Annotated in this window: 20 protein-coding genes; 7 read left to right on the top strand and 13 right to left on the bottom strand. The window is 68.7% G+C overall.

Features of this window, described 5'->3' with window-relative positions; translation table 11 throughout:
• Positions 1-333: 333 nt before the first annotated feature.
• The 3 genes from IE325_RS12355 to phtC form a co-directional block, all read right to left on the bottom strand.
• The gene (locus tag IE325_RS12355) at positions 334-1608 is read right to left on the bottom strand and encodes a hypothetical protein (protein ID WP_229911781.1); all 1275 of its coding nucleotides are present in this window, start codon (positions 1606-1608) and stop codon (positions 334-336) included.
• A 349-nt stretch (positions 1609-1957) separates the two neighbouring features.
• Positions 1958-3052, bottom strand: a complete 1095-nt coding sequence (locus tag IE325_RS12350) for an ornithine cyclodeaminase family protein (protein WP_190069879.1) — start codon at positions 3050-3052, stop codon at positions 1958-1960.
• Positions 3053-3105: 53 nt separating this feature from the next.
• Entirely contained in the window at positions 3106-3873 is a 768-nt protein-coding gene (gene phtC / locus IE325_RS12345; protein WP_190069878.1) for a 3,4-dihydroxyphthalate decarboxylase, read from the bottom strand.
• Between the two features lie 245 nt (positions 3874-4118).
• Here phtC and IE325_RS12340 point away from each other — a divergent pair, with 245 nt between their 5' ends.
• Both IE325_RS12340 and IE325_RS12335 read left to right on the top strand, forming a co-directional pair.
• Positions 4119-4907: a FadR/GntR family transcriptional regulator gene (locus IE325_RS12340; RefSeq protein ID WP_190069877.1), complete on the top strand. Its 789-nt coding sequence runs from the start codon at positions 4119-4121 to the stop codon at positions 4905-4907.
• Positions 4908-5027: 120 nt separating this feature from the next.
• Complete coding sequence (locus tag IE325_RS12335) at positions 5028-6035, top strand: cupin domain-containing protein (RefSeq protein ID WP_190069876.1); 1008 nt, start codon at positions 5028-5030, stop codon at positions 6033-6035.
• Between the two features lie 75 nt (positions 6036-6110).
• Here the strand turns inward: IE325_RS12335 and IE325_RS12330 are convergent, their stop codons facing one another.
• From IE325_RS12330 to IE325_RS12285, 10 genes are all read right to left on the bottom strand, one after another.
• Positions 6111-6998, bottom strand: coding sequence for an AAA family ATPase (locus tag IE325_RS12330; protein WP_190069875.1), 888 nt, complete (start codon positions 6996-6998; stop codon positions 6111-6113).
• 16 nt (positions 6999-7014) lie between these two features.
• The gene (locus IE325_RS12325; RefSeq protein WP_229911780.1) at positions 7015-8043 is read right to left on the bottom strand and encodes a cupin domain-containing protein; all 1029 of its coding nucleotides are present in this window, start codon (positions 8041-8043) and stop codon (positions 7015-7017) included.
• 86 nt (positions 8044-8129) lie between these two features.
• Positions 8130-9359, bottom strand: a complete 1230-nt coding sequence (locus tag IE325_RS12320) for an MFS transporter (protein WP_190069873.1) — start codon at positions 9357-9359, stop codon at positions 8130-8132.
• Between the two features lie 3 nt (positions 9360-9362).
• Positions 9363-10493 (bottom strand): ABC transporter ATP-binding protein, encoded by a 1131-nt coding sequence (locus IE325_RS12315; protein WP_190069872.1) that lies wholly within the window; start codon positions 10491-10493, stop codon positions 9363-9365.
• 18 nt (positions 10494-10511) lie between these two features.
• Positions 10512-12215: an ABC transporter permease gene (locus IE325_RS12310; protein WP_229911779.1), complete on the bottom strand. Its 1704-nt coding sequence runs from the start codon at positions 12213-12215 to the stop codon at positions 10512-10514.
• 114 nt (positions 12216-12329) lie between these two features.
• Positions 12330-13436: an ABC transporter substrate-binding protein gene (locus tag IE325_RS12305; RefSeq protein WP_190069870.1), complete on the bottom strand. Its 1107-nt coding sequence runs from the start codon at positions 13434-13436 to the stop codon at positions 12330-12332.
• A gap of 39 nt (positions 13437-13475) precedes the next feature.
• Entirely contained in the window at positions 13476-14579 is a 1104-nt protein-coding gene (locus tag IE325_RS12300; protein WP_190069869.1) for an ABC transporter substrate-binding protein, read from the bottom strand.
• A 355-nt stretch (positions 14580-14934) separates the two neighbouring features.
• Positions 14935-16509, bottom strand: a complete 1575-nt coding sequence (locus IE325_RS12295) for an ethanolamine ammonia-lyase reactivating factor EutA (RefSeq protein WP_190069868.1) — start codon at positions 16507-16509, stop codon at positions 14935-14937.
• 29 nt (positions 16510-16538) lie between these two features.
• Entirely contained in the window at positions 16539-17672 is a 1134-nt protein-coding gene (locus IE325_RS12290) for a cupin domain-containing protein (RefSeq protein ID WP_190069867.1), read from the bottom strand.
• Between the two features lie 98 nt (positions 17673-17770).
• A complete protein-coding gene (locus tag IE325_RS12285; protein ID WP_190069866.1) occupies positions 17771-18535 on the bottom strand; it encodes a 2,3-bisphosphoglycerate-dependent phosphoglycerate mutase in 765 nt (254 codons plus the stop codon).
• Between the two features lie 152 nt (positions 18536-18687).
• Here IE325_RS12285 and IE325_RS12280 point away from each other — a divergent pair, with 152 nt between their 5' ends.
• The 5 genes from IE325_RS12280 (at position 18688) to IE325_RS12260 (ending at position 22597) form a co-directional block, all read left to right on the top strand.
• Positions 18688-19002: a 2Fe-2S iron-sulfur cluster-binding protein gene (locus IE325_RS12280; RefSeq protein WP_308437658.1), complete on the top strand. Its 315-nt coding sequence runs from the start codon at positions 18688-18690 to the stop codon at positions 19000-19002.
• Positions 19003-19081: 79 nt separating this feature from the next.
• The gene (locus IE325_RS12275; protein ID WP_190069864.1) at positions 19082-20368 is read left to right on the top strand and encodes an aromatic ring-hydroxylating dioxygenase subunit alpha; all 1287 of its coding nucleotides are present in this window, start codon (positions 19082-19084) and stop codon (positions 20366-20368) included.
• Positions 20369-20387: 19 nt separating this feature from the next.
• Positions 20388-20864, top strand: coding sequence for a 3-methyl-2-oxobutanoate hydroxymethyltransferase (locus tag IE325_RS12270; RefSeq protein WP_229911778.1), 477 nt, complete (start codon positions 20388-20390; stop codon positions 20862-20864).
• 11 nt (positions 20865-20875) lie between these two features.
• Positions 20876-21709 (top strand): 3-methyl-2-oxobutanoate hydroxymethyltransferase, encoded by an 834-nt coding sequence (locus IE325_RS12265; protein ID WP_190069862.1) that lies wholly within the window; start codon positions 20876-20878, stop codon positions 21707-21709.
• 36 nt (positions 21710-21745) lie between these two features.
• Positions 21746-22597, top strand: a complete 852-nt coding sequence (locus IE325_RS12260; protein ID WP_190069861.1) for an alpha/beta fold hydrolase — start codon at positions 21746-21748, stop codon at positions 22595-22597.
• Positions 22598-22611: the final 14 nt, after the last annotated feature.

Here is a 22611-nt window from a genome sequence, read left to right as displayed (position 1 = left end):
CCGGAGGCCGCCCGCCGAGCAGTCGTCTCCATGTGTCCATGATCCGCCACTTGATGTTGGCGCAGGTCGTGTATCCGCGCTTTCTTCCACGCCACCACGAAATCCGCTGCCACGTATCGGCGTCGGCGAAGTCATCCTGTGAGTCCCGGGCGGCGTCGAGTTCCTTGTCGATCGCGGGGATGGACTTGGAGCCGTCGTCGTGCCCGCCGAGCTTCGGCAGGAGGGGGACGAACAGCCGGTCATCGACACGACGACGGCCGCGAGGACCGCCCCGTCCGGGACCGGTCGCGCTCCGTTGGCTGGGACAGGACGCCGCCTCGGTCGATGGTTGCGCTACACGAGTTCGTGAAAGATCTCGTGGGCGCGGTCAAGGCGCCATCCGTCGGCAAGGAGGGTACGGGCAACATCGATCAACGCGGCGCGTCCGGAGGATCTCTCTTCGGTCCAGAGCGACCAGTTCGCATGGATCGTCACCTCCACTTGGCCGTAGTTGGTGGCGTACAGCGTGATGGGTGCGCGTACACCATGTCGTCGCATCTCGCGGGTCGGGCCGGCCAACCACGCAGCACCGTCACGCCACTGGCATGGCACGTTCGCGATCCACCGCGTCTCTGCTGCCTCGAGGGCGATGCTCGGGGTGGCGTCGGCTGGCGAGGTCGATGCCGACGAGGTCCAGAGGGCACCCGGCACGTGCGGGTGGCTGACCAGCGCGCGGGTGGCGTTGAACCATAGGCAGGTCCAGCCGACGCGATCTGTTTCCGGCTCCAGGGAAGGCTGCGCCTGCGCCCGTTCCAGCCAGGACCTGATGACCTCGGCAGACAACTGCGGCACGGCCTCGATGACCGGGTCGACATGCCATGGGTCTACGACATCGAGTGCCTGGTCGTCGGCCCGGTGCGGGTCCTCACCGAGGGCTGCGCTTTCGGAGACCGACAAGCGGTCATGGATGAACCAGTGCGGCCGCTGCGGCCCGACACCGCTGACCGGGTAGTCGAACTCACGGTCGAGGCAGCCGATGACGGCCTCAGCGGAGATGGGCTGGACCAGCGGCCAGAGCCGACGGATGCCGAGGATGAGCTGATCAATGCTGGGCACTTCCCGCTCCGGCCCGTGATCCGGCTCAACAAACGTCAGCGAAGGTCCGCCGTTCTGGTGCTCATGGCAGCTGTACGCACCAACGTCTGACACTGCGGCCTCAGCCAGTAAACGCCGCAGCTCGGCCACCTCTGGCTCCAACCGAACGACGCACTCGGCCAGATATGCGTTCGCGGCCGCCGCGCCCTTGTTTACGCTGATGATCCGGTGAGTGTCTGCGACATGCGCGAACAACGTACCGATGGCGAACGGCATGCCGATCATGTCGACCCTGCCAGGCTCCTCCGGGACTCCCGAGGTACGGCCACCGAACAGCAATGGCCCGTTGTCGCCGATCACGTCCCGGACCGTGCATAGCGTGGCGTCCACGATCTGCCACCGGGTAGGCGCATCGGCTCCGGGACCCGGGGCGGCTGGAAGCATCGGCAGGAGCCGCGCGGCCACTGTCCGTTCCGCGTCGCTGACCGACCACTCTCCCTGTAGGCCAATCTCAGGAAGCTCGACGTAGACCACGTCGGTGATCGTACGCCGCTCTCTCGGGACCCTTCCCAGGCAAGATCCTTCAAGCGCAGGGATGGGCAACTCACGCCGGAAACACGCCTGGCTCGGCGGCTGCTGGTCGAATTCACCACCAGCTCCAGCCCCATCCAGATCAACGGCACGAGCTGCTCCGCGACCCTCACACTCGAGACCTACGGCGACTTGGAACCGATCCTTCCGATGGGCGAGTACGGCAAGGCGTCCAAGTCCGATGCGAAAGCCGCCTTGCGGCCCCTGGTCGTCCGGTGAGCGGTGGCGTGGCCGCGGCGTCGGTCAGGTTCCTGGTTGGGGTGCGCCCCGCGCTGCCGAGCGATGCCGGTTGTCAGTCACGGATGTCCTGGAGCAGCCACTCGCGGGGGATCTCCCGGCCCAGGCCGTGTTCTCGGGCACGTTCGTAGACGAGGGCGGCGATGGCGTGGAACTGGGCCCCTTGAATGTTGCCGCGTTCTGAGAAGGTCACCTGGCTGTTGTTGTCGCGGGCGCGGGCGCGGCCTTCGAGTACGGCGTCGAGGCGCACCACCCGGGCAGTGTGCGGCGGCCGGCGGGCTTGCTTGCCGTGGTGGTGGCGCTGCCAGACGGGATCGTCGGGGCGAGCCCGGTAGGTCACGTACTCGTCGTCAGTCGCCCAGGTGGGCGTGGACGTGGGCGTGCTGGCGCTGCCCAGCCGGAGCCAGACGTCGATGCGGCGTAGCGCCTCGGCGTCCAGGTGCCCGCCGATGCAGGTGATGTGCGTTCCCGGCCGCAGCCGGTTTCCGAGGACGACGCTGCCGACCGCGTCGGTGCAGCCGGCCACTATGTCGGCGCCCTCGTGAGCCTTCTCGGGCGTGTCCACCGCTACGACTTCGATGCCGTGCTTTTCGCGCGTCTCCGCGGCGAATCGCTCCCTGTTCGTTCGGGTGGGGCTGTAGACCTGGACCCGTTCCAGCGGGCGTACCGTGCGGAACGCGTCGACGTGGCTGCGTGCCATGCCGCCCGAACCGAGCAGCCCCAGCACCCGGGCGTCCTCACGTGCTCCGAAACCCGCGCCGATCGCGGAGTCGGCCCCCACACGCAGGTGCTGCAGCAGTCCGTCGTTGAGCAACGCGACAGGTTCGCCGGTGCGGGCGTCGACCAGAAGAACCAGTCCGCAGTAGCTCCCCGGTTGTACGCAGTACTTCTCCTGGGTCCGGTTGCTCCCGGTGGTGACCTCCGTGAGCACGTCGGACTTCATGCGGATGGCGACGTAGCCGGTACGCGCCGATCCGCCTTCCATCGTTCCCCACCGGTAGACGCGCTCGTCCACCGGCAGGGACAGGTCGATGCGCGGACGGCAGACGGCGACACCCGCGGTCAGATCCCGATACGACTCTTCGAGGGCGCGCACGACGTCGGGCATCGTGAGCACGCCGGCCGTGATCTCGTTGTTGAGGACGAGCATGAGGCTCCCATCGATCGGCTTCCAGCTGGGCCGGGCCTCGTGGCCGAGGCCGGTCAGGGCCGCAGAGCTGCACCGGGCCCCTCAGCCTCGGCCCGGGCCACGAGGTGGCGCCACATCGTCGACACGTTGAATGCCGAGCCGAGGTCGGGCAGTTCGGCAAGGTCCTCGTCGGGGATCGGGCGCAGTGGCGCCCCGGTGGCGGCGACGGCAAGCGCTGTGCGGGCCAGGGAGTCGACGGCCAGAGCCCGGGTGACGGCCTCCGCGACCGCATGGGCCGGATCACCCGTACCCACGGCGACCAGGCCGTGGCCCCGCAGGACGACGACGGGACGCTCGCCGAGCGCGGCCACCATCGCCTCCGCCAGATCGCGACGGCGGATCAGCGCCGAACGGGGCCACACGGGGATGCCGTCATGCGCGAGCCGTGCGGCCGGGATGTCGTACGCCCCGACGAGCGGGAGCCAGGGCAGCTCCGCGGCGGACGCGGCAACGACCGCAGGGGGATGGGCGTGCACCACCGCCGTGACCTCCGGCCGGGAGCGCAGCACCTCGCTGTGGATGGGCAGTTCCGTCGGCGCGGCCCAGTCCGGGGCAGCCGTGCCCGCACCGTCGAGGGTGACCTGTTGTACGTCTTCCACGACGGTGAACGCCAGTCCGCGCTCCCTGGACCCGCGTCCGCGTACGAGGAAGGTGTCGGGGCCGGTCCGGACGCTGACGTGACCGAGGATGTGCTCGACCAGTCCGGTGACCGCGAGTACCCGGCACGCGAGGGCGACGCGCTCACGCAGTGCCTCGTGCGAACTCTGGGGCGGCTCGGTCACCGGCGACCCCGGAAGAGTGCGGCCGTGGGCGAGTGCGGAGAGTCCGCCGAACGGTGGGGCAATGTCATGGCCGTGTCGGCCTCCTCGCCTGGATCACCCGAAACCGCCGCGCCTGCGCCGCTGGGCCCAAAGCCTCGGGCGCACGCCGCATCCGGAATCGATCGATCTATAGGTCTGTTGGTATGACTTTAAGCCATTGCGGAAGACACCGTCAACGAAGCCTCTGATCATGGGAGAATGCAGCCATGCCATCGCGACCCGAGCAGCCCCAACCTGCTGAGACCGAAGCCGAGACCTCCGCCAAGAGGACGCCCTCGTCCCAGGGGATGTTCAAGACGGTCTCCTCAAGTCGCGTCTCCCAGCTGATCGTCGAGCAGATCCGGCTGCTGCTGAAAGAGGAGCGCCTGCAGCCCGGCGACCGGCTTCCCAGCGAGCGTGAACTGTGCGTGCAGTTCGGGGTCAGCCGGGTCACTGTGCGCGAGGCCCTGCGCAGCCTGGAGACCAGCGGGCTCGTCGAGATCCGGGTCGGCGCCCGGGGCGGCGCGTTCGTGACGGCGCCGTCGTCGCGCCGGGTGGGGGAGGGGTTGGCCGACCTGCTGACGCTGTCGCCGCTGTCCGCGTCCGAGGTCACCGAGGCGCGGCTGGTCTTCGAGCTCGGCATCATCCCCCTGATCGTCGAGCGCGCCACCGAGGAGGACCTCGACGCGCTGCGCGCGATGTGCGACGAGCACGCGGAGGCGGTCAAGCAGGGCACGTACGACATGGAGATGTCCGCCGCCTTCCACACCCGCGTCGCCGCGTGCACGCACAATGCCGCGATCGAGATGCTCGTGCAGTCCTTCCACGGCCCGCTGCTGATGAGTCTGCGTGAGGCGCAGAGCGTGGAGCCGAAGATGGGCCAGTACGGGTCGAAGGAGCACCGCAAGTTCGTCGACGCCATCGCCGCGCGGGACGCGGAGGCGGCGACGAAGATCATGCGCACGCATGTGGGCCGGACCGCCTCACGGGTGAAGGCCGACGACGCAGGCAGCTGATCGAAGCGCGGACGAGTCCCGGGTCCTGTCGGATCCGGGACTCTTTTATGCCCGCCGCTAAGGCATTATGGTTAGACCATCAGATGCTTGGAGATGGCTTCGGCCGGCACAGGAGGCAGCATGGGCAAGAAGGGACGAGTGTTCGTCCGCGGCCTGACCTCGGAGACGTACGGGCTCGGGGAGTTCCGGCGCAAGCAGTTGGCCGTCGACCGGGTGCGCGACGACTCCGTGGTCGTCGACGACGCGAAGGTGGCCCACTCGGGCGACAGCGAGAAGTCCCGGACGTGGTGGCGCGTGGGCCCGGGGGATGAGGACTTCCTCACCCAGACGATCCAGGTCCACTTCGTCGAACTGCCCCCGCAGTCCAGCAACCACGGGCACGGGCACCAGAACGAGGCGGCCTTCTACATCCTTCAGGGCCGCGGCTACGAGATCCACGACGACAAGCGCTACGACTGGACCAAGGACGACCTCGTGTTCGTCCACACCGACTCGGTGCACCGCCACTTCAACCCCTACGACGAGACCGCCACCGCCCTGGTCGTGAAGGCCAAGAGCACCTGGATGTTCATGGGCCTGTTGCAGCAGGGGCGCAGCGGCCCGGTCGAGGACGAGGAGAGGTTCGGGCCGCGCGAGGACTGGTCGCGGATCTGGACGCCCGGAGTCGAGGACCGTAAGAAGGTCATCGGCGTCGCGGACACGACCTGGGAGAACACCCCGCTCGGCCGCGTGCGCGTGATGTCCTCGCCGGAGCGCACCGACGCCCGGATCTTCTCGATCGACGCCTTCGAGCTCGACATCCCCGCCGGCAGCCGCTCGGGCAAGTACTGGAAGATGGCCGACGAGGTCCATTACGTGCTCGACGGCAGCGGCTACGCCCTCCAGTGGGAGGTCGAGGCGGAGATCGCCGAGAAGTACTACGCGCGGGTCGCCAAGGAGCCCACGCGGCACGAGATCACCAAGGGCGACACGCTGTACGTGCCGCAGAACCACGTCTGCCAGCTCTTCGCCTACGACGGCACACCGCTGCGCGTGCTCTCGGCGCAGAACCGTGTCTTCAAGCACCTGGGCTATGACACGGTGCACTTCATGGAGGACGCCCCCGAGTACGAGGCGCCTCGCGCCTGATCAAGATCGGCCGGAACGATCGTGGCCCCACACCGTGTCGGCGGTGTGGGGCCACGATCGTTCCGGCCGTGCGTGCTACATGCGCTCTGCCGCGGCCTCCTCCGCCGCCGACAAGAGATCGTCGAGCCTGAGCAGCGACGGCTCCCGGGCCGTCTCCAGGCGCAGCGCGAGCGCTCCGTGCACTGTCTTGCGGATTCGTCGGCCGTCCAGCCCGGTGAGCAGCTTGCCCATCCGCCGGTGCACGGCCGGGTCGTCGGCCAGCGGGGCCAGTTCGGGCCACTGCGCCGCCAGGCCGCGCAGCGAGTCGGCGACGATCTGAGGGACCACCGACTCGTCCGGCAGCTCCGTGCGGATGACGAGGTCGGCCCGGGAGAGGAACGCCTCGTCCACGGCTTCGGTGAAGTTCGTCGTGACGACGAGCAGGGTGCCGGGACGCTCGGCGCGCAGCGCGTCGAGACCGCTGAGCACCGCGTCCGTCGCCCGGTGCACGTCCACCGGGTTGGTGTCGAAGGACGCCGAGTGCCGCCGTACCGCGAGCGCCTCGACCTCGTCGACGAGGACCATGGTGTGCGGACGGCGCGCGGCCAGTTCGGGCAGCGTCTCGCGGAACAGCCGGGAGACCGCCCGCTGGCTCTCGCCCAGCATCTCGCTGGGGAAGGCGTGCGGATCGACCTCCACCAGGGTGCTCGCGCCGTGCGGGGCAAGGGCGCGAGCGGCGGCCTGGGCCAGCCCCTGGGCCAGGGTGGTCTTGCCGGTGCCCGGCGGCCCGGCCAGTACCACCAGACCGTGTGGTGCCAGGGCCGAGCCCGCGAGCCGCCGCCCGTGCCGGAGCACGAGGACGGCGGTCGCGAGCAGGCGTTCCTTGACCCGGGGATCAATGATCACGGAGTCCCAGGGGCCGTCGTGGTGGTCGGCCGGCAGAGCGTGGATCCCGCTGACGCCGTGCGGCAGTGCGGTACTCACCTCTTCTTGCCCCCGTTCACGGCCACGTGGGGCGCGTCAGCGCCGGCCACTGGATCGTCGACGGGTCACCGGCCTGCGCGTCGCGGATCTGCTCCGGCGGCTCCTCGAACAGCACCAGCGGATCGCACAGCGCGCGCATCGTCTCCAAAAGGCTGTCGAACATGTGGATGCGCACCACCTTCGCGGTGTGCTCCGGGTCGGTGTTGATGTGCTGATGCCACAGGAAGTGGTCGACGACGATGATGTCGCCCTTCTTCCACGGGTGCCGCTCGCCGCCCTCGGGCTCGGTGCCGAGGTAACTCTCGCCGGAGCCCTCCACGACGTACAGCCACGCCTCGCCCGGATGCCGGTGCATCGACTGCGCCCGTCCCGGCCCGATCTCGAACATCGCCATGGTGATGCCCGAGGCCTGGTAGCCGATGGCCCGGTCGAGCAGGAATGTCGTGCGGGTACCGCGGGGGGTGTTGCGCAGCTCGAGTTCGTCCCAGCTGGTGTGCAGCCGGCCCGAGCGACGGGACTCCTGCTCGCGTGCGAGCCGGCGCAGCCGCGCGGCGTACGGGTCGGAGCCGTCGCGGCCCGCCGAGAAGGCCGGGCGTGGCGGCAGTTCGGACACGGCCGTGTGACCGGCGTCCTCGAGGACGGACATGCCCATCGTCTCCAGCAGCGGCTCGCTGGAGAACGTGAGGTAACGCGTCGTCGTGTCCCCGTCGTTGCCACTGCGATGCCAGGACCAGGCCGGCAGGTGCAGCGAGTCGCCAGGACCCCATTCGATGCGTTCGCCGTCGATCTCCGTCCAGCCCCAGCCCGCCACGACGAACACCATGGCGTCCCACGAATGCCGGTGCACGGTGGTCGTCGTCCCCGGGTCCATCTCGTGCGCCAGCGCGTCCATGGTGCGGGTCGGCCGGTCGCCGTCGGCACCGACGAAGACACCCACGCGGCTGCCCCGTTCGGTCGGGTGCATCACGACGTCCTCGTGGGCGACGACCGTGCGGTGGTTGTTGCGCCACTCCTCGATGAAGGCGGCGCGGCGCCGTTTTTGCACGTGGTAGTGGGTGACCTCGGTTTTCGTACGGGTACTCAATGTGTCTCCCAACAAGCAGTAGGGGAACGCGGGAGCAGAGGAAGCGGTCAGGGGGTGGCGGGCTCGGGGCCGGGGACGCTGTACTCGCGCACGGTGCGGCTGCGCACCGCGCTCGCCGCGGACACGGCGGCGGGCACCAGACCGCCGAGGGTGAGGGCCGCGACCGGCCCGAGCGCACCCGCCAGGAGTCCCATCGCGGAGTCACCGATCGCGGGTCCGCCACGGGAACACATCTGGTAGATCGCCGAGACACGTCCGCGCAGCCCGTCCGGCGTCTCGATCTGCACGGCGGCGTGGCGGACGGTGGTCGCGACCGCGTCCGCCGCCCCCAGGGCGAGCGCCATGAGCATCGCCACGACGAAGGTGCGTGACTGGGCGAGCCCCACCACGGCCAGGCCGTAGGCGGCGGTTCCCCACAGCACGACACGTCCCGCGCGCGCGGTGCGCACGAGCCGGAACACCCACATCGATCCGATCAGTGCCCCGGCCGAGGGGGCAGCGGAGAGCAGTCCGTAGCCGGTCGCCCCCACATGCAGGATGTCGGTGGCGAAGGCCGGCAGCAGCACCCGGTAGGCGCCGAACACCGTGGCGGTCATGTCCAGGCCCATCAACTGCCAGATCACGGGGCGGTGTGCCACGTAGCGCACGCCTTCTCGCAGGCTCTCCACCAGCGACCGGTGCTTGTCCTCGGAGACGAGGGGCGGCACCCGCAGCAGGGCGAGGACGACGACGAGCACGGCGTAGGTGATGGCGTCGAAGACATAGACGGCCCCCGGTCCACCGATGGCGATGAGTACGCCGGCGAACGCGGGGCCCACCAGGATCGCGAGTTCGCGCGAGGGGTTGAGCAGTGCGAACGCCTCGACGAGCTGTTCGCGCGGCACCAGCGCGGGAATGAGCGCCTGGCGTGCCGGCTGGTCGAAGGTGGCCGCCGCTGTCGCCAGCAACGAGGAGACGACCACCGTCCACACGGTCGCGGCGTCCGCCAGGGTCACGGCGGCGAGCCCCGCCGACACCAGCAGGGCGACCGCCTGGGTGACCTGAAGCAGCCGGCGCCGGTCCAGCCGGTCGGCGTAGATCCCGCCGACTGGTGACAGGACCAGCAGCGCCACCGCCTGAGCGAGGCCGACGAGTCCCACCTGCGCTGTGGAGCCGGTGAGTTGGTAGACCTGGTAGAGATTGGCCGCGATGGCGCCCCGGGTCCCGATCTGGGACAGGACGACACCGCTCCAGTAGAGGTCGAAGTCGCGATTGCGCAGTACTTGGGGTATCGGCATCGCTCAGTCGACGGGGACCAGGGTCACCTTGTCCGGGGCGATGGAGAAATGGACCTCCGTCCCCGGCGGGATCGACAGGTTGGGGTTGGACCGGTTGCGGATCTCCAGCTTGCCGACGCCGACGATGTGGTCGACGACATCGCCCATGAACGCACGGGTGAGGACCTTGCCCGACCATTCGTTGGGTACGTTGCCGCGCGGCTGCCGGGACAGGTCCACGCATTCGGGCCGGATCGAGACCAGCACGCTCTCCCCGACGGCGGGCGCCTTGTCCACCTCGTGGGCCACCAGCCGGCCGTGCTCGGTGTCGACCTGGACCTCCTGGCCGTGCACCGAGGCGACCGTCCCCTCCAGGAAGTTGGAGGTGCCGATGAACTCGGCGACGAAACGGGTGGCGGGCTTGGTGTAGATCTCGCGGGGCTTGCCGATCTGCTCGATGCGTCCCTGGTTCATCACCGCGATCCGGCTCGACATCACCAGTGCTTCGGACTGGTCGTGCGTCACATAGATCGCCGTGAGGTGCAGCTCTCTTTGCAGCCGCTTGAGTTCGAAGCGCATCGTCTCGCGCAGCTTGGCGTCCAGGTTGGACAGCGGCTCGTCGAGCAGCATCAGCTCCGGGTGGGTCACCAGGGCGCGGGCCAGGGCCAGACGCTGCTGCTGACCGCCGGAGAGTTTGGTGGCGGGGCGTGATGCGTAGGAGCCGAGCTCGGTGACGTCGAGGACCTGCCCGACCCGTTCCTCGATCTCCTTGCGCCCGGGCCGCTTGGCGCGGGGCATGACCTCCAGGGGGAAGGAGACGTTCTTGAAGACCGACATGTGCGGCCAGATGGCGTACGACTGGAAGACCATGCCGAAGCCGCGCCGGCTGGCCCGCATGTTGACGCCCTGGGCGGCGTCGAACAGCACGCGCCCGCCGAGTGTGACGCGTCCGGACGTCGGGCGTTCCAGACCCGCGATCGAACGCAGTGTGGTGGTCTTGCCACAGCCGGAGGGGCCGAGCAGGGTGAACAGCTCGCCGTCGTGGACCTCGAAGTCGACCCCGCCGACGGCATAGGTGCGTGTGTCGTCGTGGCGGCCGGCTTTGCGTCCCGCTGTTTCGTCGTAGCTCTTCTTGAGGGATTCGACCGTCAACATCGCTGAAGGTCCCTTCGATCAGTTCGCGGAGTCGCCCTGCAACCCGAAGCGGGCACCCAGGCGGTAGGCAATGGAGACGAGCAGGACCAGCAGGAGGACCATCAGTACCCCCAAGGCGGCGAGGGTGGTGAACTGGCCGTTCTCGAACTGCTCCCAGATCAGCACCGACAGCACCTCCTTGCCGGGGCTGTAGAGCAGGATCGTGCTGGACAGTTCACGGAAGGACACGACGAGGATGTAGACCCAGCCGGCGAGGATGCCGCTGCTCATCAGGGGCAGCAGGACCCGCCGGAACGTCTGGAACCAGGAGGCGCCGGACACGTGTGCCGACTCCTCCAGCTCCGGTGACATCTGGGCCATCGCCGCCGACGAGTACCGCATGCCGTACGGCAGGTAGCGCGTGCAGTACGAGATCAGAAGGATGAGCAGGGTGCCGTAGATCGGCAGCGGCATGCGCAGGTACACGAAGGACAGCGCGAGACCGAGCACCAGGCCGGGGATGACGATGGGGGTGAAGGCGAGCAGGTCGAGCAGCCGCCTGCCCGGTGCCTTGGTCCGCAGGACGACCCAGGAGACCACGGCCGTCAGGACCATCACCGCGGTCGCGGCGCCCACCCCGAGCAGGAGCGAGTTCTTCGGCGCGGTGAACGCGAGCGGCATGTCGAGCACCGCACGGTAGTTGTCCAGCGTCATCGAGCTCAGCGCCTTGCGCGACGGCGCCGCGTAGTACTTCAGCAACGAGGCGTACACGAGGACGGCGACCGGCAGGACGACGGTGATCAGGAAGTAGAGGATCACGGCGACGCCGACGAAGGGACGCGCGCGGCCGAGCTCGACGGGGCGGGGCCGAAACGCTTTGCCTGTCACCGTCTGGAAGTTGCGTGAGGAGCGCTGCAGCCAGCTGGAGAGCAGCACGCCGGCTGCGGCGATCAGCAGCAGGCCGATGGCGTAGGCGCCGGCCGCCCCGTAGTCGACCGGGTAGGCCCGCAGCACGAAGTAGATCCGGCTGGTGAAGACGTAGATGCCGTTCTGCAGGCCGAGCAGGCCCGGCACCTCGAAGCTCTCCAGGGACTGCACGAACATCAGCAGCGCGGCGGAGATCATCGCCGGCCGCAGCAGCGGCACCGTCACCCGCCGCAGGACGGTGAGCCGGTTCGCCCCCGACATGGCGGCGGACTCCTCCAGCGAGGGGTCCATCGCCCGGAAGGCGGCGACCATGAGCAGGAATGCCACCGGCGCCAGGTGCAGTCCCTGGACCCAGATCATGCCCCAGACGCTGTAGATGTTGATCGGTGTCGCGCCGAAAAGGGGCTCGAAGACGAGGGAGTTGAGGATGCCGGTCGACGGGTCACCGAGGAAGATCCACGAGGTGGCGTAGAGGATGCCGGGCACGATGAGCGGCACCAAGGACGCCGCGAAGAACAGCCCCTTGAAGGGGGTGTCCGTGCGGACCTGCACATACGCCAGGGTCGTGCCGAGAACCAGGGCGAGCGCCGCCGAACCGAGTGCGAACCACATCGAGTTGAGCAGCATGTCGCCGGCCTGCGCGTTGCCCCCGTAAGCCCGGGAGAACGCGCCGAAGGAGACACCGGTGCCGTCGGAGCTCAGGAACGTGTCGTGGATGAGGTAGCCCAGCGGCACGATCGCGAGGTAACCGACGATGACGACGGCACCGCCGACCAGCAGACCCTGGAAGGAGAGCAGTGACCGCACTATCCGCATGAGGCGACCGGGTGCGGAGCTCGCGGCCGGCGCCGGGCCGAGATCCGCATCCGATCCGGGGCCCGGACCGTCACCCTGGGGCCTGGTGGGAGTGGGTACGAGTGTCATGGGCGGTCAGTTCCCCACCGTGTCGACGCCGCGCAGCAGCGCGTCGTACTTCTTGTCCCAGGTGCCGGTGGCCGAGCTGAGAGTCTTCACGTCGAAGGGGGCGAGCGTGAGGCCGTCCAGGCTCTTGTCGCCGGGGACCTTCGTCGACGGTGTGAGCTTGAGCTTGACGAGTTCCTTCTGCCCGTCGGTCAGCAGCCAGTGGTAGAACAGCCAGGCCGCGGCCGGGTGTTGGGCCCCCTTGATCATGCCGACGCCGTTCGGCCGGGCGAAGGCGGGTATCTTGGACACCCCGCTCGCGGGGAGATGGGTGACGGGAGCGCCCGCCGCTCTGGCCCGGTCGGTGATGTAGGTGTAGTTCATGGCCTCCATCGACGTCTGTCCCGCCGTGAGGAACTGCATCATCGTCGTGTGGCCCTTGGCGGCCTTGCCGTTGGCGGCGATGGCCTTCCACAGCCTGTCCACCTCGGCCTGGCTCTTGCCGTGATCGAGCCACCACTTGGTGACGCTCTGGTACCAGTCGCTGTCGCTGATCTCCAGGGTGAGTTTGCCCTTGTACTTGGGCAGCGCCAGGTCCTCCCAGCTCTGCGGCTCGTCATCGGGCTTGATCAGATCGGTGTTCCAGGCAGGCTGGAAGACGTTGAGCCGGCTGGCCGTCCAGTCCTGGAACTTGCCGGTCTTCTCCACTTTGTCGAGCGCGGAGCCGTTGAAGGGCACCAGCATGCCGTTGCCGGACAGCGCGGTCATCTCCAGGAAGTTGGTCTCCACCGCGTCGGCGCCCGGTTTGCCGGCCTGCCCCTCCTGGAGGGCTCGCTGGAGCACTGTCTCGGAGTTGCCGCGGAAGACGCTGACCCGGATGCCGTACTTCTGCTCGAAGGCCTTGGCGACCGGCGTCGCGATGTCCGCGGTCATCGAGGTGTAGAGGGAGAGGGTCTTGCCCTCCTTGCCGGCCAGCTCCTGGGCCTTGGCCACTTGCTGGTCCTTGGGCAGCTTGGCGATCTGCGCGTAGACGCCGTCCGCCTTGCTGTTGGACGCGGTCGGAATGGCGCCCCCGCAGCCGGTGACGGTGGCGACCAGCAGTCCGGCCACGGCGAGGGTGGTGTTACGGGTCCTCATGCGGTGCTCTCCTGAAAGAGGCGAAAAGGGATGTGCTTGTCAGCCCGCCGCGGGGACGCCGCGCAGCAGGGCGTCGTAGGCGGTGTTCCATTTCTTGGTGTCGGTCTCGGCGCTCTTAGAGAGGCTGTAGGTGGTCGTGCCGGCGGGGATCGGATCCTTGAAGCCCGGCACGGACTTGGCGGCGGGGATGCGCAGGGAGTCCGCGATGATCTTCTGGCCGTCGCTGAGGACCCAGTCGGTCCACAGCAGCGCCGCCGCGGGGTGGCGCGGGTTGGCCATCAGGCCGATGCCGTTGGGGCGCAGGATCACCGGCTCGACGACGGGCCGCCAGGCCACGGGCGCGCCCTTCGCGGCCGCCTTGTCGATGGTGTGGCTGTAGACCGAGAGGGCGACACCGAACTGTCCGGCGCTGAGCAGTTCGCCCTGCACCGTGTGGCCCTTGGTCACCTTGACGTTGGCAGCGATCTTCTTGAAGAGGGCGTCCACGTCCGAGGAGCTCATCTTCTTCTCCTCGGTCAGGTACGTGTACATCGAGGCGTACCAGTCCCAGTCGCCGACCTCGACGGCCAGCTTGCCCTTCCACTTCGGGTCCGCGAAGTCGGCGAAGTCCACGGGCTCCTCGCCCTTCTTGACCTCGTTGGTGTTCCAGCCGACGACGAAGGCGTTGAAGCGTTCGGCCGTCCAACCGCCGAGATTCTTCGCGGCCTCCTTCAGCCCGGCCTCGGCGGGGCCGTCGTAGGGGTGGAGCAGGTGCTGGGAGTCCAGCGCCCGCAGTTCGAGGTCATTGGTGTCGATGACGTCGTTCTGCGGCTTGTTCGCCTGGTTCTCCTGAAGGGCGCGTTGCAGGACCGTCTCGGAGTTGGCGCGAAAGGCGTGCACCTTGATGCCGGGGTAGGCCTTCTGGAAGCCGTCTACGAGGTCCTGGATATCGGTGTTGGAGGTGTAGAGATCGAGTACACCGCCCTCGTCCTTGGCGTCGGCGATCAGCTTGTCGGTGCGTTGCGTGCCGGTGAGTGAGTCGTACTTGGCGTAGGGGTTCTTGTCGGGGGCGGATCCGGGTGCGCCCGTCGTCGGCGAGGCGCCGCAGGCGGTGAGGAGGAGACCGGCGGCCAGCAGGCCGACGGGGAGAACACCATGACGCATCGCACACTCCTTAAAGGAAGCGGACGGGTCCGAGGACGGACGGAGGAGCGCAGGTGTGGGGGAGAGGGTGCCGTCGCTCGGGCGGCGAACGCGGGGTCACCGGGGGAGGTATCGGCCAGGTTCAGCCGGCCGGTAAGTGACCGGGGTTCGCTTCCGTCCAAGTGCTCGACGGATGGTGATCGCACATCGGTGACACCTTCCGTCGGCTCGTTCCCTGCATAGAACAGCAGGTGTGGTCTTATGGTCTAACCATCGGACAAGAGCTTTACTTCATTGTTACTTGGCGGGTTCGGCCGGTTCACACGACTGGGCCCCGACGCACCGTAGCCGGTGGGCCGGACCAGCGGCGGAGCGCTCAGCGGGGGTCGTCGCCGAAGACGAGGGACTTGATGGTGACGGGCACCGTGTTCGACGGGAAACGCAGCCGCCCGATGTCCACATAGTCGAAGTCCCGCAGACTCAAGCCGTCGATGACGAGGAGATCTGTGGCGACTCCCAGCTCCTCGCGCAGCAGCCGACCGAGCGTCATGGCCACGTCCCCGTCGAGCACGATGTACAGGGGGCTGCCCTCGTTCGTGCGGTCGGCGAGCGCGTCCCGGACGCCCCGCGCGAAGGGCAGCAGCCGCTCGTAGCTCGGCAGTCCGCTCCACGACAGGGTGAGCGCGACGTCCACGCCGGTCTGTGCGACGTCGAGGGCGAGCAGACGGCTGCGCACCGCGGCCGCGATCTCTTCCGCCCGTACCGTCTCACCGAGTTCGTATACGGGTCGGACGACTTGGAGATTGCGCCGCGGCAGCAGCGCGTCGGGATGCGAGATGTACCCGGTGTTGCCGCTCAGCTGGACACTGAACTCCGATGCGCCCAGCGCCGTGGCGCGGATGCACTCGCCGGCGGGCAGCAGGGGGTAGGGGAGCCGGCCGGAGTCCACCCGCCGACGCAGTGCGCGGCCGAGGGGGCGGCCGAGGTCACCGAAGTGCACCTGCTCCCGGTCGTACACGTACTCCGCCACGCCGCCTGAGAACATCACCCCGTCGATCGGGCCGGCGTCCGCCAGCGGATCGGTGAGGTACAGGTCCCGCACGTGTGCGGGCGGGTGACCGGCCGTGAGGGCGTCCACCAGCGCGTCTGCCATGGACTGCGCGACCCGCTCCACCTCGGCGTCGTGCGCGGTGTCGCCCACCTTCCAGGTGAACCCGGCGCGCGCAGCGTGTTCACCGCCGGCCGGGTCGAGACGGACGATCCGACCGGTTTCGTCCACCACCTGGAGTCGGCCGCCGATGTGGACGGCGGCGGTCGCCACGACCCGGCCCCCGTCGAGGACGGCGAGCTTGGTGGTCCCGCCGCCGATGTCGATGTTCAGGATGCGCTGCCCGGTGTCGAACGACGCCTTCGCCGCCCCCGACCCGTAGGCGGCGAGCATGGCCTCCATGTGGTGCCCGGCGCTCGCGGTGACCAGTTCGCCGCCGCGCTCGGCCAGGATGCCTGCGATCACCTCGGCGTTTCGGCGGCGCAGCGCCTCGCCGGTGAGGATGACGACACCGGTGTCCACGGCTGCCGGGTCCACGGCCGCTTCGCGGTAGGCGGTGTCGATGATCGAACCGAGCGCGCCCGCGTCGATGTACTCGGCATCGACGTAGGGCGTGAGTTCGACCGGGGACCGGTGAAGGGTCTCCCGGCGCACCACGTGGTAACGGCTCGTCAGGTCCTCGCCCGTGCGGCGAAGATGCAGACGGGAGAAGACGACCTGGGTGCCGGACGAGCCGATGTCCATCCCGACGCTGTGCAGCGTGACGTTGTCCTGCTGCCAGATCGGGTTGTCCTGCAGAGTCCCGGCCGGCTCGTCGTCGTGAGTGTGGTCGTGGTCGGGGGTGTAGGCCGAGTAGACCGTGCGCACCCCGTCGTCATGGTTGTGTTCTTCGGTGTGCCGCACGGTCCCGCTCCTTTGCGGACGTCGGGATGTCAGGCGGTGACGGACTGGCCCGGCTTGGGGGGAAGCGTTTCGAGCTCGGCCTCGTAGACAGGGTCCATCTGCGGCTCCATGCCGTTCTTGGCAAGCGCGTCGCGGAACGTCTCGCGTACGTACGGCGACTCGTCGGCGTAGTCGATCTGGTCGCCGCCGATACGCCGGCTGATCCAGGCCTTCGGCACGCCCTGGGCATTGCGCACCGAGACCACCTCGTGCTTGAAGGCGAGATAACGACCAGGCTCGGTCCCGGTGTTGAAGTGCTGGTGGAACCACATGTTCGGCGGGACGATCAGCGTGCCGGGGCCCCACTCGTAGCGGCGCGGCTCCTCACCGTCGGGCCACATCAGGCTGTAGCCCTCGCCGGAGAGGATGATGACGTGGGCGCCCGGCCCGTGCCGGTGCCCCTTCTTGTACGTCGCGGTCGGGAACTGTGAGATGTGGCTGTTCATCGACCCCTTGGCCATCGCGAAGCGGATGTGCCCGCCGCCCGCGCCCCGCTCCTTCGCCTCGATCAGCGGCAGATTGACCGCGTCGGCCACGAAGTTCGTGTCGAGCAGCAGGCCCTTCTGCTCTCCCCTGGGAGAGAAGTATTCGGGTTCGCCGTTGAAGCGGTCGGGGAAGTCCCGCGGGGTGTTGAAGACGAAGTCGGCGTCGTCGTAGAGGTTGATGATCGGCGGCATGTTCGTCGACGACACGAAGCGCGCCGGCTTGCTGCCGGAGCTGTTGAAGTGCTGGTGGTTGGCGTTGAGCGGGATGGCGAACATCGAACCGGCCTGCCATTCGAACGTGGCCTCGGCTCCGGCGTCGTTCCAGACCTTGGTCGATCCCTGGCCGTCGAGGACGAGGATCATCTCCTCGAACAGCTGCCGCTGCGGAGCCAGCTTCCCGCCCGCCGGGATCTCGCAGACGTAGCAGTCGTTCGAGGTGCGGGTGGCCTCGTGGTTGATGAACACGCCCCGGCCGCCGCGCCGCTCCCACGGCTTCAGCTCGACCGTGCGCAGGTCGGGCACATAGTGGGCGGCGATGATGTCCAGCCCCTCAGCGGCGACCCATCGTGTGTAGGGGGAGTCCTTCTCGGTGGCGAACTTCGCCGCCAGGTTCTCGTTGACGATCGCATCCTTGGCCATGGGCGGCCCTTCCTGGTCGGCTCCGGTGACGCACCGTGCATGGGTACGGACGAAAGGGGTGCGGATTGGTAGAACCATAAGTCCACCGTTGTTGGGCGTCAACGACACGAGCCGAGTCGCCCGCCGCCCTGGTCGGCAACCTCGGCAGCGGCTGCGGCCGCCGCATCCAGGTCCAGGTAGCGGCCGCCCCGGACCAGCGGGACCAGGTCCTCGCCGAGGTCGTAACGCAGCGGCATGCCCGTGGGGATGTTCAAGGTCAGCAGCTCCTCACGGGTCAGCCGGTCGAGATGTGCGACGAGGGCTCTGAGTGAGTTGCTGTGCGCGACAACCAGCACGGTGTGCCCCGGACGCAGATCGGGGACGATCGCGTCGTGCCAGTACGGCAGCAGGCGCGCGGTGACATCCGCGAGGGACTCGGTGCGCGGCAGGAGGTCGCGGGGCAGGCCCGAGTACCGGGGGTCGCTCGAGACATCTCCCGGTGAGCCCTCGGCGACCGGCGGCGGGGCGGCGTCGTACGAGCGGCGCCACAGGTGGAACTGGTCCTCGCCGAACTCGCGCAGTACCGCCGCCTTCTCGCGGCCCTGGAGGGCGCCGTAGTGCCGCTCGTTGAGCCGCCAGTGCCGGTCCGTTGGTACCCAGGGGTGGCCGGCGCCCTCCATGGCCAGCGTGCCCGTGCGGACTGCCCGGGTCAGAACGGAGGTGTGCACGCGCGTGGGCAGCAGGCCGGCGGCGGCGAGTGCCTTCCCGCCGAGCAGGGCCTGTTCTTCGCCGTGGGCGGTCAGGTCGACGTCGATCCAGCCGGTGAACAGGTTCTTCGAGTTCCAGTCGCTCTCGCCGTGGCGAAGCAGGATCAGGGTGCGCATGCCGCTGATTGTGACCCCGCGTCCGGTCTCTTGTTTCGACTTCGGGACATCTGGTCTAATGGACAGACCATCAGCGCGGGCGAAACCCTCTCGGCATGCCCGGTCGCGATGGATTCCGCCGATCGCGAGAGGAAGTTGGGATCTTGCCCAAGGTGATCTTCGTCGGCGCCGACGGTCCCGAGTACACCGTCGATGCGACGGTCGGGGAGTCGGTCATGGCGGCCGCGGTGAAGAACGGTGTGCCCGGGATCGTCGCGGAGTGCGGCGGCAACCTGTCCTGCGCCACCTGCCACGTCTGGGTGCGCGAGGAGTTCGCGCCGCTCGTCGGCCCGCCCGGCGAGATGGAGGACGACCTGCTCGACCTGGCCGTGGCCGAACGCCGCGACACCAGCCGCCTGTCGTGCCAGATCGGCGTCACCCAGGAACTCGGCGGACTGACCGTCGAGATCCCCCCGGAGCAGCCCTGAGAAGAGGCAACCCGGACGAACCGTCCGGCATCGATGTTCACGACCCGCCGGAGGGTCGGTACCTGAAAGGGAAACGGCTGTGCTCAGAAAAGACATCAACGAGCTGCTCACCCAGACCGGTCCGGGCACGCCGATGGGCGAGTTGTTCCGCCAGTACTGGGTTCCCGCGCTGCTGGCCGAGGAGCTTCCTGAGAACGACTGCCCGCCGGTGCGCGTGAAGCTCCTGTCGGAGCGCATGGTCGCCTTCCGTGACAGCGAGGGGCGCTACGGCCTGGTCGACGAGTTCTGCGCCCACCGCGGCGCATCCCTGTGGTTCGGCCGCAACGAGGGCGCCGGTCTGCGCTGCCCGTACCACGGCTGGAAGTACGACATCACCGGCCAGTGCATCGAGGTCCCCTCGGAGGCCGACAACAGCAGCTTCTGCCAGAACGTGCAGCTCACGTCATATCCGTTGGTGAAGCTAGGTGACGTGCTGTGGACGTACATGGGCGACACGGCCACCCAGCCGCCCCTGCCGGAGTTCGAGTGGGTGCACGTCCCCGACGAGCAGACCTATACCTCCAAGCGCTGGCAGCAGAGCAACTGGCTCCAGGCATTCGAGGGCGGCATCGACTCCAGCCATGTGACGTTCCTGCACTCCGGCGGCCTGAAGAGCGACCCCCTGTTCAAGGGCGCCAAGGGCAACGAATACAACATGAAGGACACCAAGCCGTTCTTCGAGGTGGCCGACAGCGACGGCGGACTCTTCGTAGGCGCCCGGCGCAACGCCGAAGAGGGCACGTACTACTGGCGTATCACCCCCTGGGTGATGCCGGCCTTCACGATGGTCCCGCCCCGCGGCGACCACCCCGTGCACGGCCACTTCTGGGTGCCGATCGACGACGAGAACTGCTGGACCTACTCCTTCGACTACCACCCCGTGCGCGCCCTCACCGACACCGAGCGCCAGGCCATGATCGACGGCCACGGCGTCCACACCCGGACCATCCCGGGCACCTACCGGCCGGTCGCCAACATGGACAACGACTACCTGATCGACCGTGAGGCGCAAAAGCGCGGCGACACCTACTCCGGCGTGGCCGGCATCGCCATGCAGGACGCCTCGCTCCAGGAGAGCATGGGTCCCATCGTCGACCGCAGCAAGGAGCGCCTCGTGCCCGCCGACAGCGGGATCATCAAGGCCCGCCAGAAGCTGCGCAAAGCCGCGATCGCCCTGCGCGACGAGGGCGTCACGCCCCCCGGCGTGAACCCGGAACACCACCGGGTACGGTCCGCGGCCGTGGTGCTGCCGCAGGCCGAGTCGTTCCTGGACTCCTGCCGCGACGCCGTCAAGGTGAACCCCGGCGTCTCGCAGACCTCGGTCTGACATGACGACGCCAGCGACCATGAGTCTGAGCGAGAGCGCCCGAGCGGCCTCCGCGAGCGAATCCCGGTTCCGCATCGACGTGCCGATCGCGCCGGCCCGCGCCGCCCGCGTCATCGCTCTGGACGACAGAGCGGTCACGGTCGCACGCCGGCTCGCCGAACGGCCCTGGGCCCATGCCCGCTTCTACACGGCAGCGGGCATCCGGGACACCGACGGCCTCCTGCACGGTCTCAACGGCGGGATCAGCCCGCTCGAAGAGGCACTGACCGGGACTGACGTGGTCGTCGTCCTCGCCACCGAGGACGGCGGCCGGGCCGCCGCTGCCGCGATCGGCCGGATCTGCCGGCAGCGGAGTATCACCACCGCCGGTGTGGTGCTGGGCGACGGCTTCGAGGCCGATGACGCCGTCGCGGCGCTGCGACCGTACGCCCGCGTACTGCTGCTGACCGCCGACGAGAGCGACGCCTTCGAACTCCTCACGGCGCTCAGGGTCTAGGAGGACCGCATATGTCCGACAGGGTCACGTTGCGCGATCTCCAGCGGATGAAGGACGAGGGGAACAAGATTGTCGGTGTGGTGGCCTGGGACTACCAGATCGCCCGCATCGTGGACCGGGCCGGAGTCGAGCTCGTCTCGGTCGGCGACACGGTGGGCGTCAACCTCTGGGGTCACACCAACCCGTTCGAAGTGACGATGGACGAGATGATCGTCGTCGCCCGAGCGGTACGGCGGGGGGTCCACCGGGCCCTGGTCTGCGTGGACTTCCCGTTCGGCCCCCTGCAGGAGGGCACGGACAGCGCGGTGCGCGCGGCCATCCGGTTCGTCAAGGAAGCCGGGGTCGATCTCGTCAAGCTGGACGGCGCCGCCGACTTCCCGGACGCCGTCACCGCGATCACGCGCGCCGGCATCCCGGTGTTCGCCCAGTTCGGGATCACCCCGCAGACGGCGCTGCGTTATGGCGTCGAATACAACGCCGTGCCCTCCGCCGCCGACCAGGTGCCGACCGCGATGCGGGAGGCTTTGGTCACCGAGGCCAGGCAACTCGAACAGGCCGGCGCCGCCCTGCTGAACTTCACCAACTCAGGTCCGGTGGTGGGTGCCGCCGTTGCCGAGGCCGTCTCCATCCCGGTGGTCGGCGGTTTCGGGGGCGGCCCCTGGCTCGACGGCCGGATGCGTATGGTCCACGCGGCTATCGGCTACGCCGCCTCGGCCCTGGACGATCCGCCGGACACCTACGCCAACGTCGCCCGCATCACGCTCGACGCGATCACGGCCTACGCCGAGGACGTGCGGGCCGCTCGTCAGGTCGTCGGCGGTGTACCCGTCCCGCCGGCGGCCTGATCCTGTGTGGTCGACACCGCCCGAGAGGAGCACTCCATGCCCACCGACGTCATCGACGCCATCCCCACGCGTTACGAGGTCACCGGCTCGGGACCGCCCCTTCTGATGTTCTCACCCGGCGGATTCGACTCCAGCCTGGAGAGTTGGCGGACGACGGGCGTATACCGGCGCCTGCGTTTGCTGGACCACCTCACCGAGAGGTTCACCTGTGTCACCTTCGACCGGCGCGAGTCGGGCGGTTCGGGCGGGCGGCTGGAGCGGATCTCCTGGGCGGACTACGTTCGGCAGGGAATCGGCCTGCTCGACCATCTCGGCATCGAACGGGCGCATCTGATGGGCGGCTGCGTCGGATGCTCCACAGTCGCGGCCGTCGCGGTGGAACACCCCGAGCGCGTACGGAGCATGGTGCTGTACTCGCCGGCCGGAGGCGTGAAGTACCGGATGAAGCAGCACGAGCGGTTCGAGCGCCACCTCGTCTACGCGGCCGAGCACGGTCTTGAGCAGGTCGTGACGCTGGTACGGGGGTCCGAGGCGGGCTTCACCAAAGATGCCCGGGTCGGGCCCTGGGCCCAGGTGATCCGTCGCGACGCGGAGTTCGCCGACGCGTACGTGCGCACCGATCCGGGCCGCTACCGGGCGATGGTGAGCGGCATGGCTCGGTTGCTGTTCGACCGGGACACGGTGCCGGGACCTGAGCCGGAGGACCTGCTGGCGCTCGATGTGCCGGCCCTCATCGTTCCCGGGCAGGACACCTCGCATGCGCCCTCGGCCGCCCGGTACTTCCAGGAGTGCCTCCCGCACACCGAGTACTGGGACGTGCCGGTGGCGGAGCAGACCGAGGCGTCGGCACCGGCCCGCATCATGGACTTCCTTTCGGCGGTGCCATAGCGGAAGAGGCGTGG

The sequence above is a fragment of the Streptomyces lanatus genome (assembly GCF_014655715.1).
Taxonomy (GTDB): Bacteria; Actinomycetota; Actinomycetes; order Streptomycetales; family Streptomycetaceae; genus Streptomyces; species Streptomyces lanatus.
This window is presented reverse-complemented; position numbering and strand designations above follow the sequence as displayed.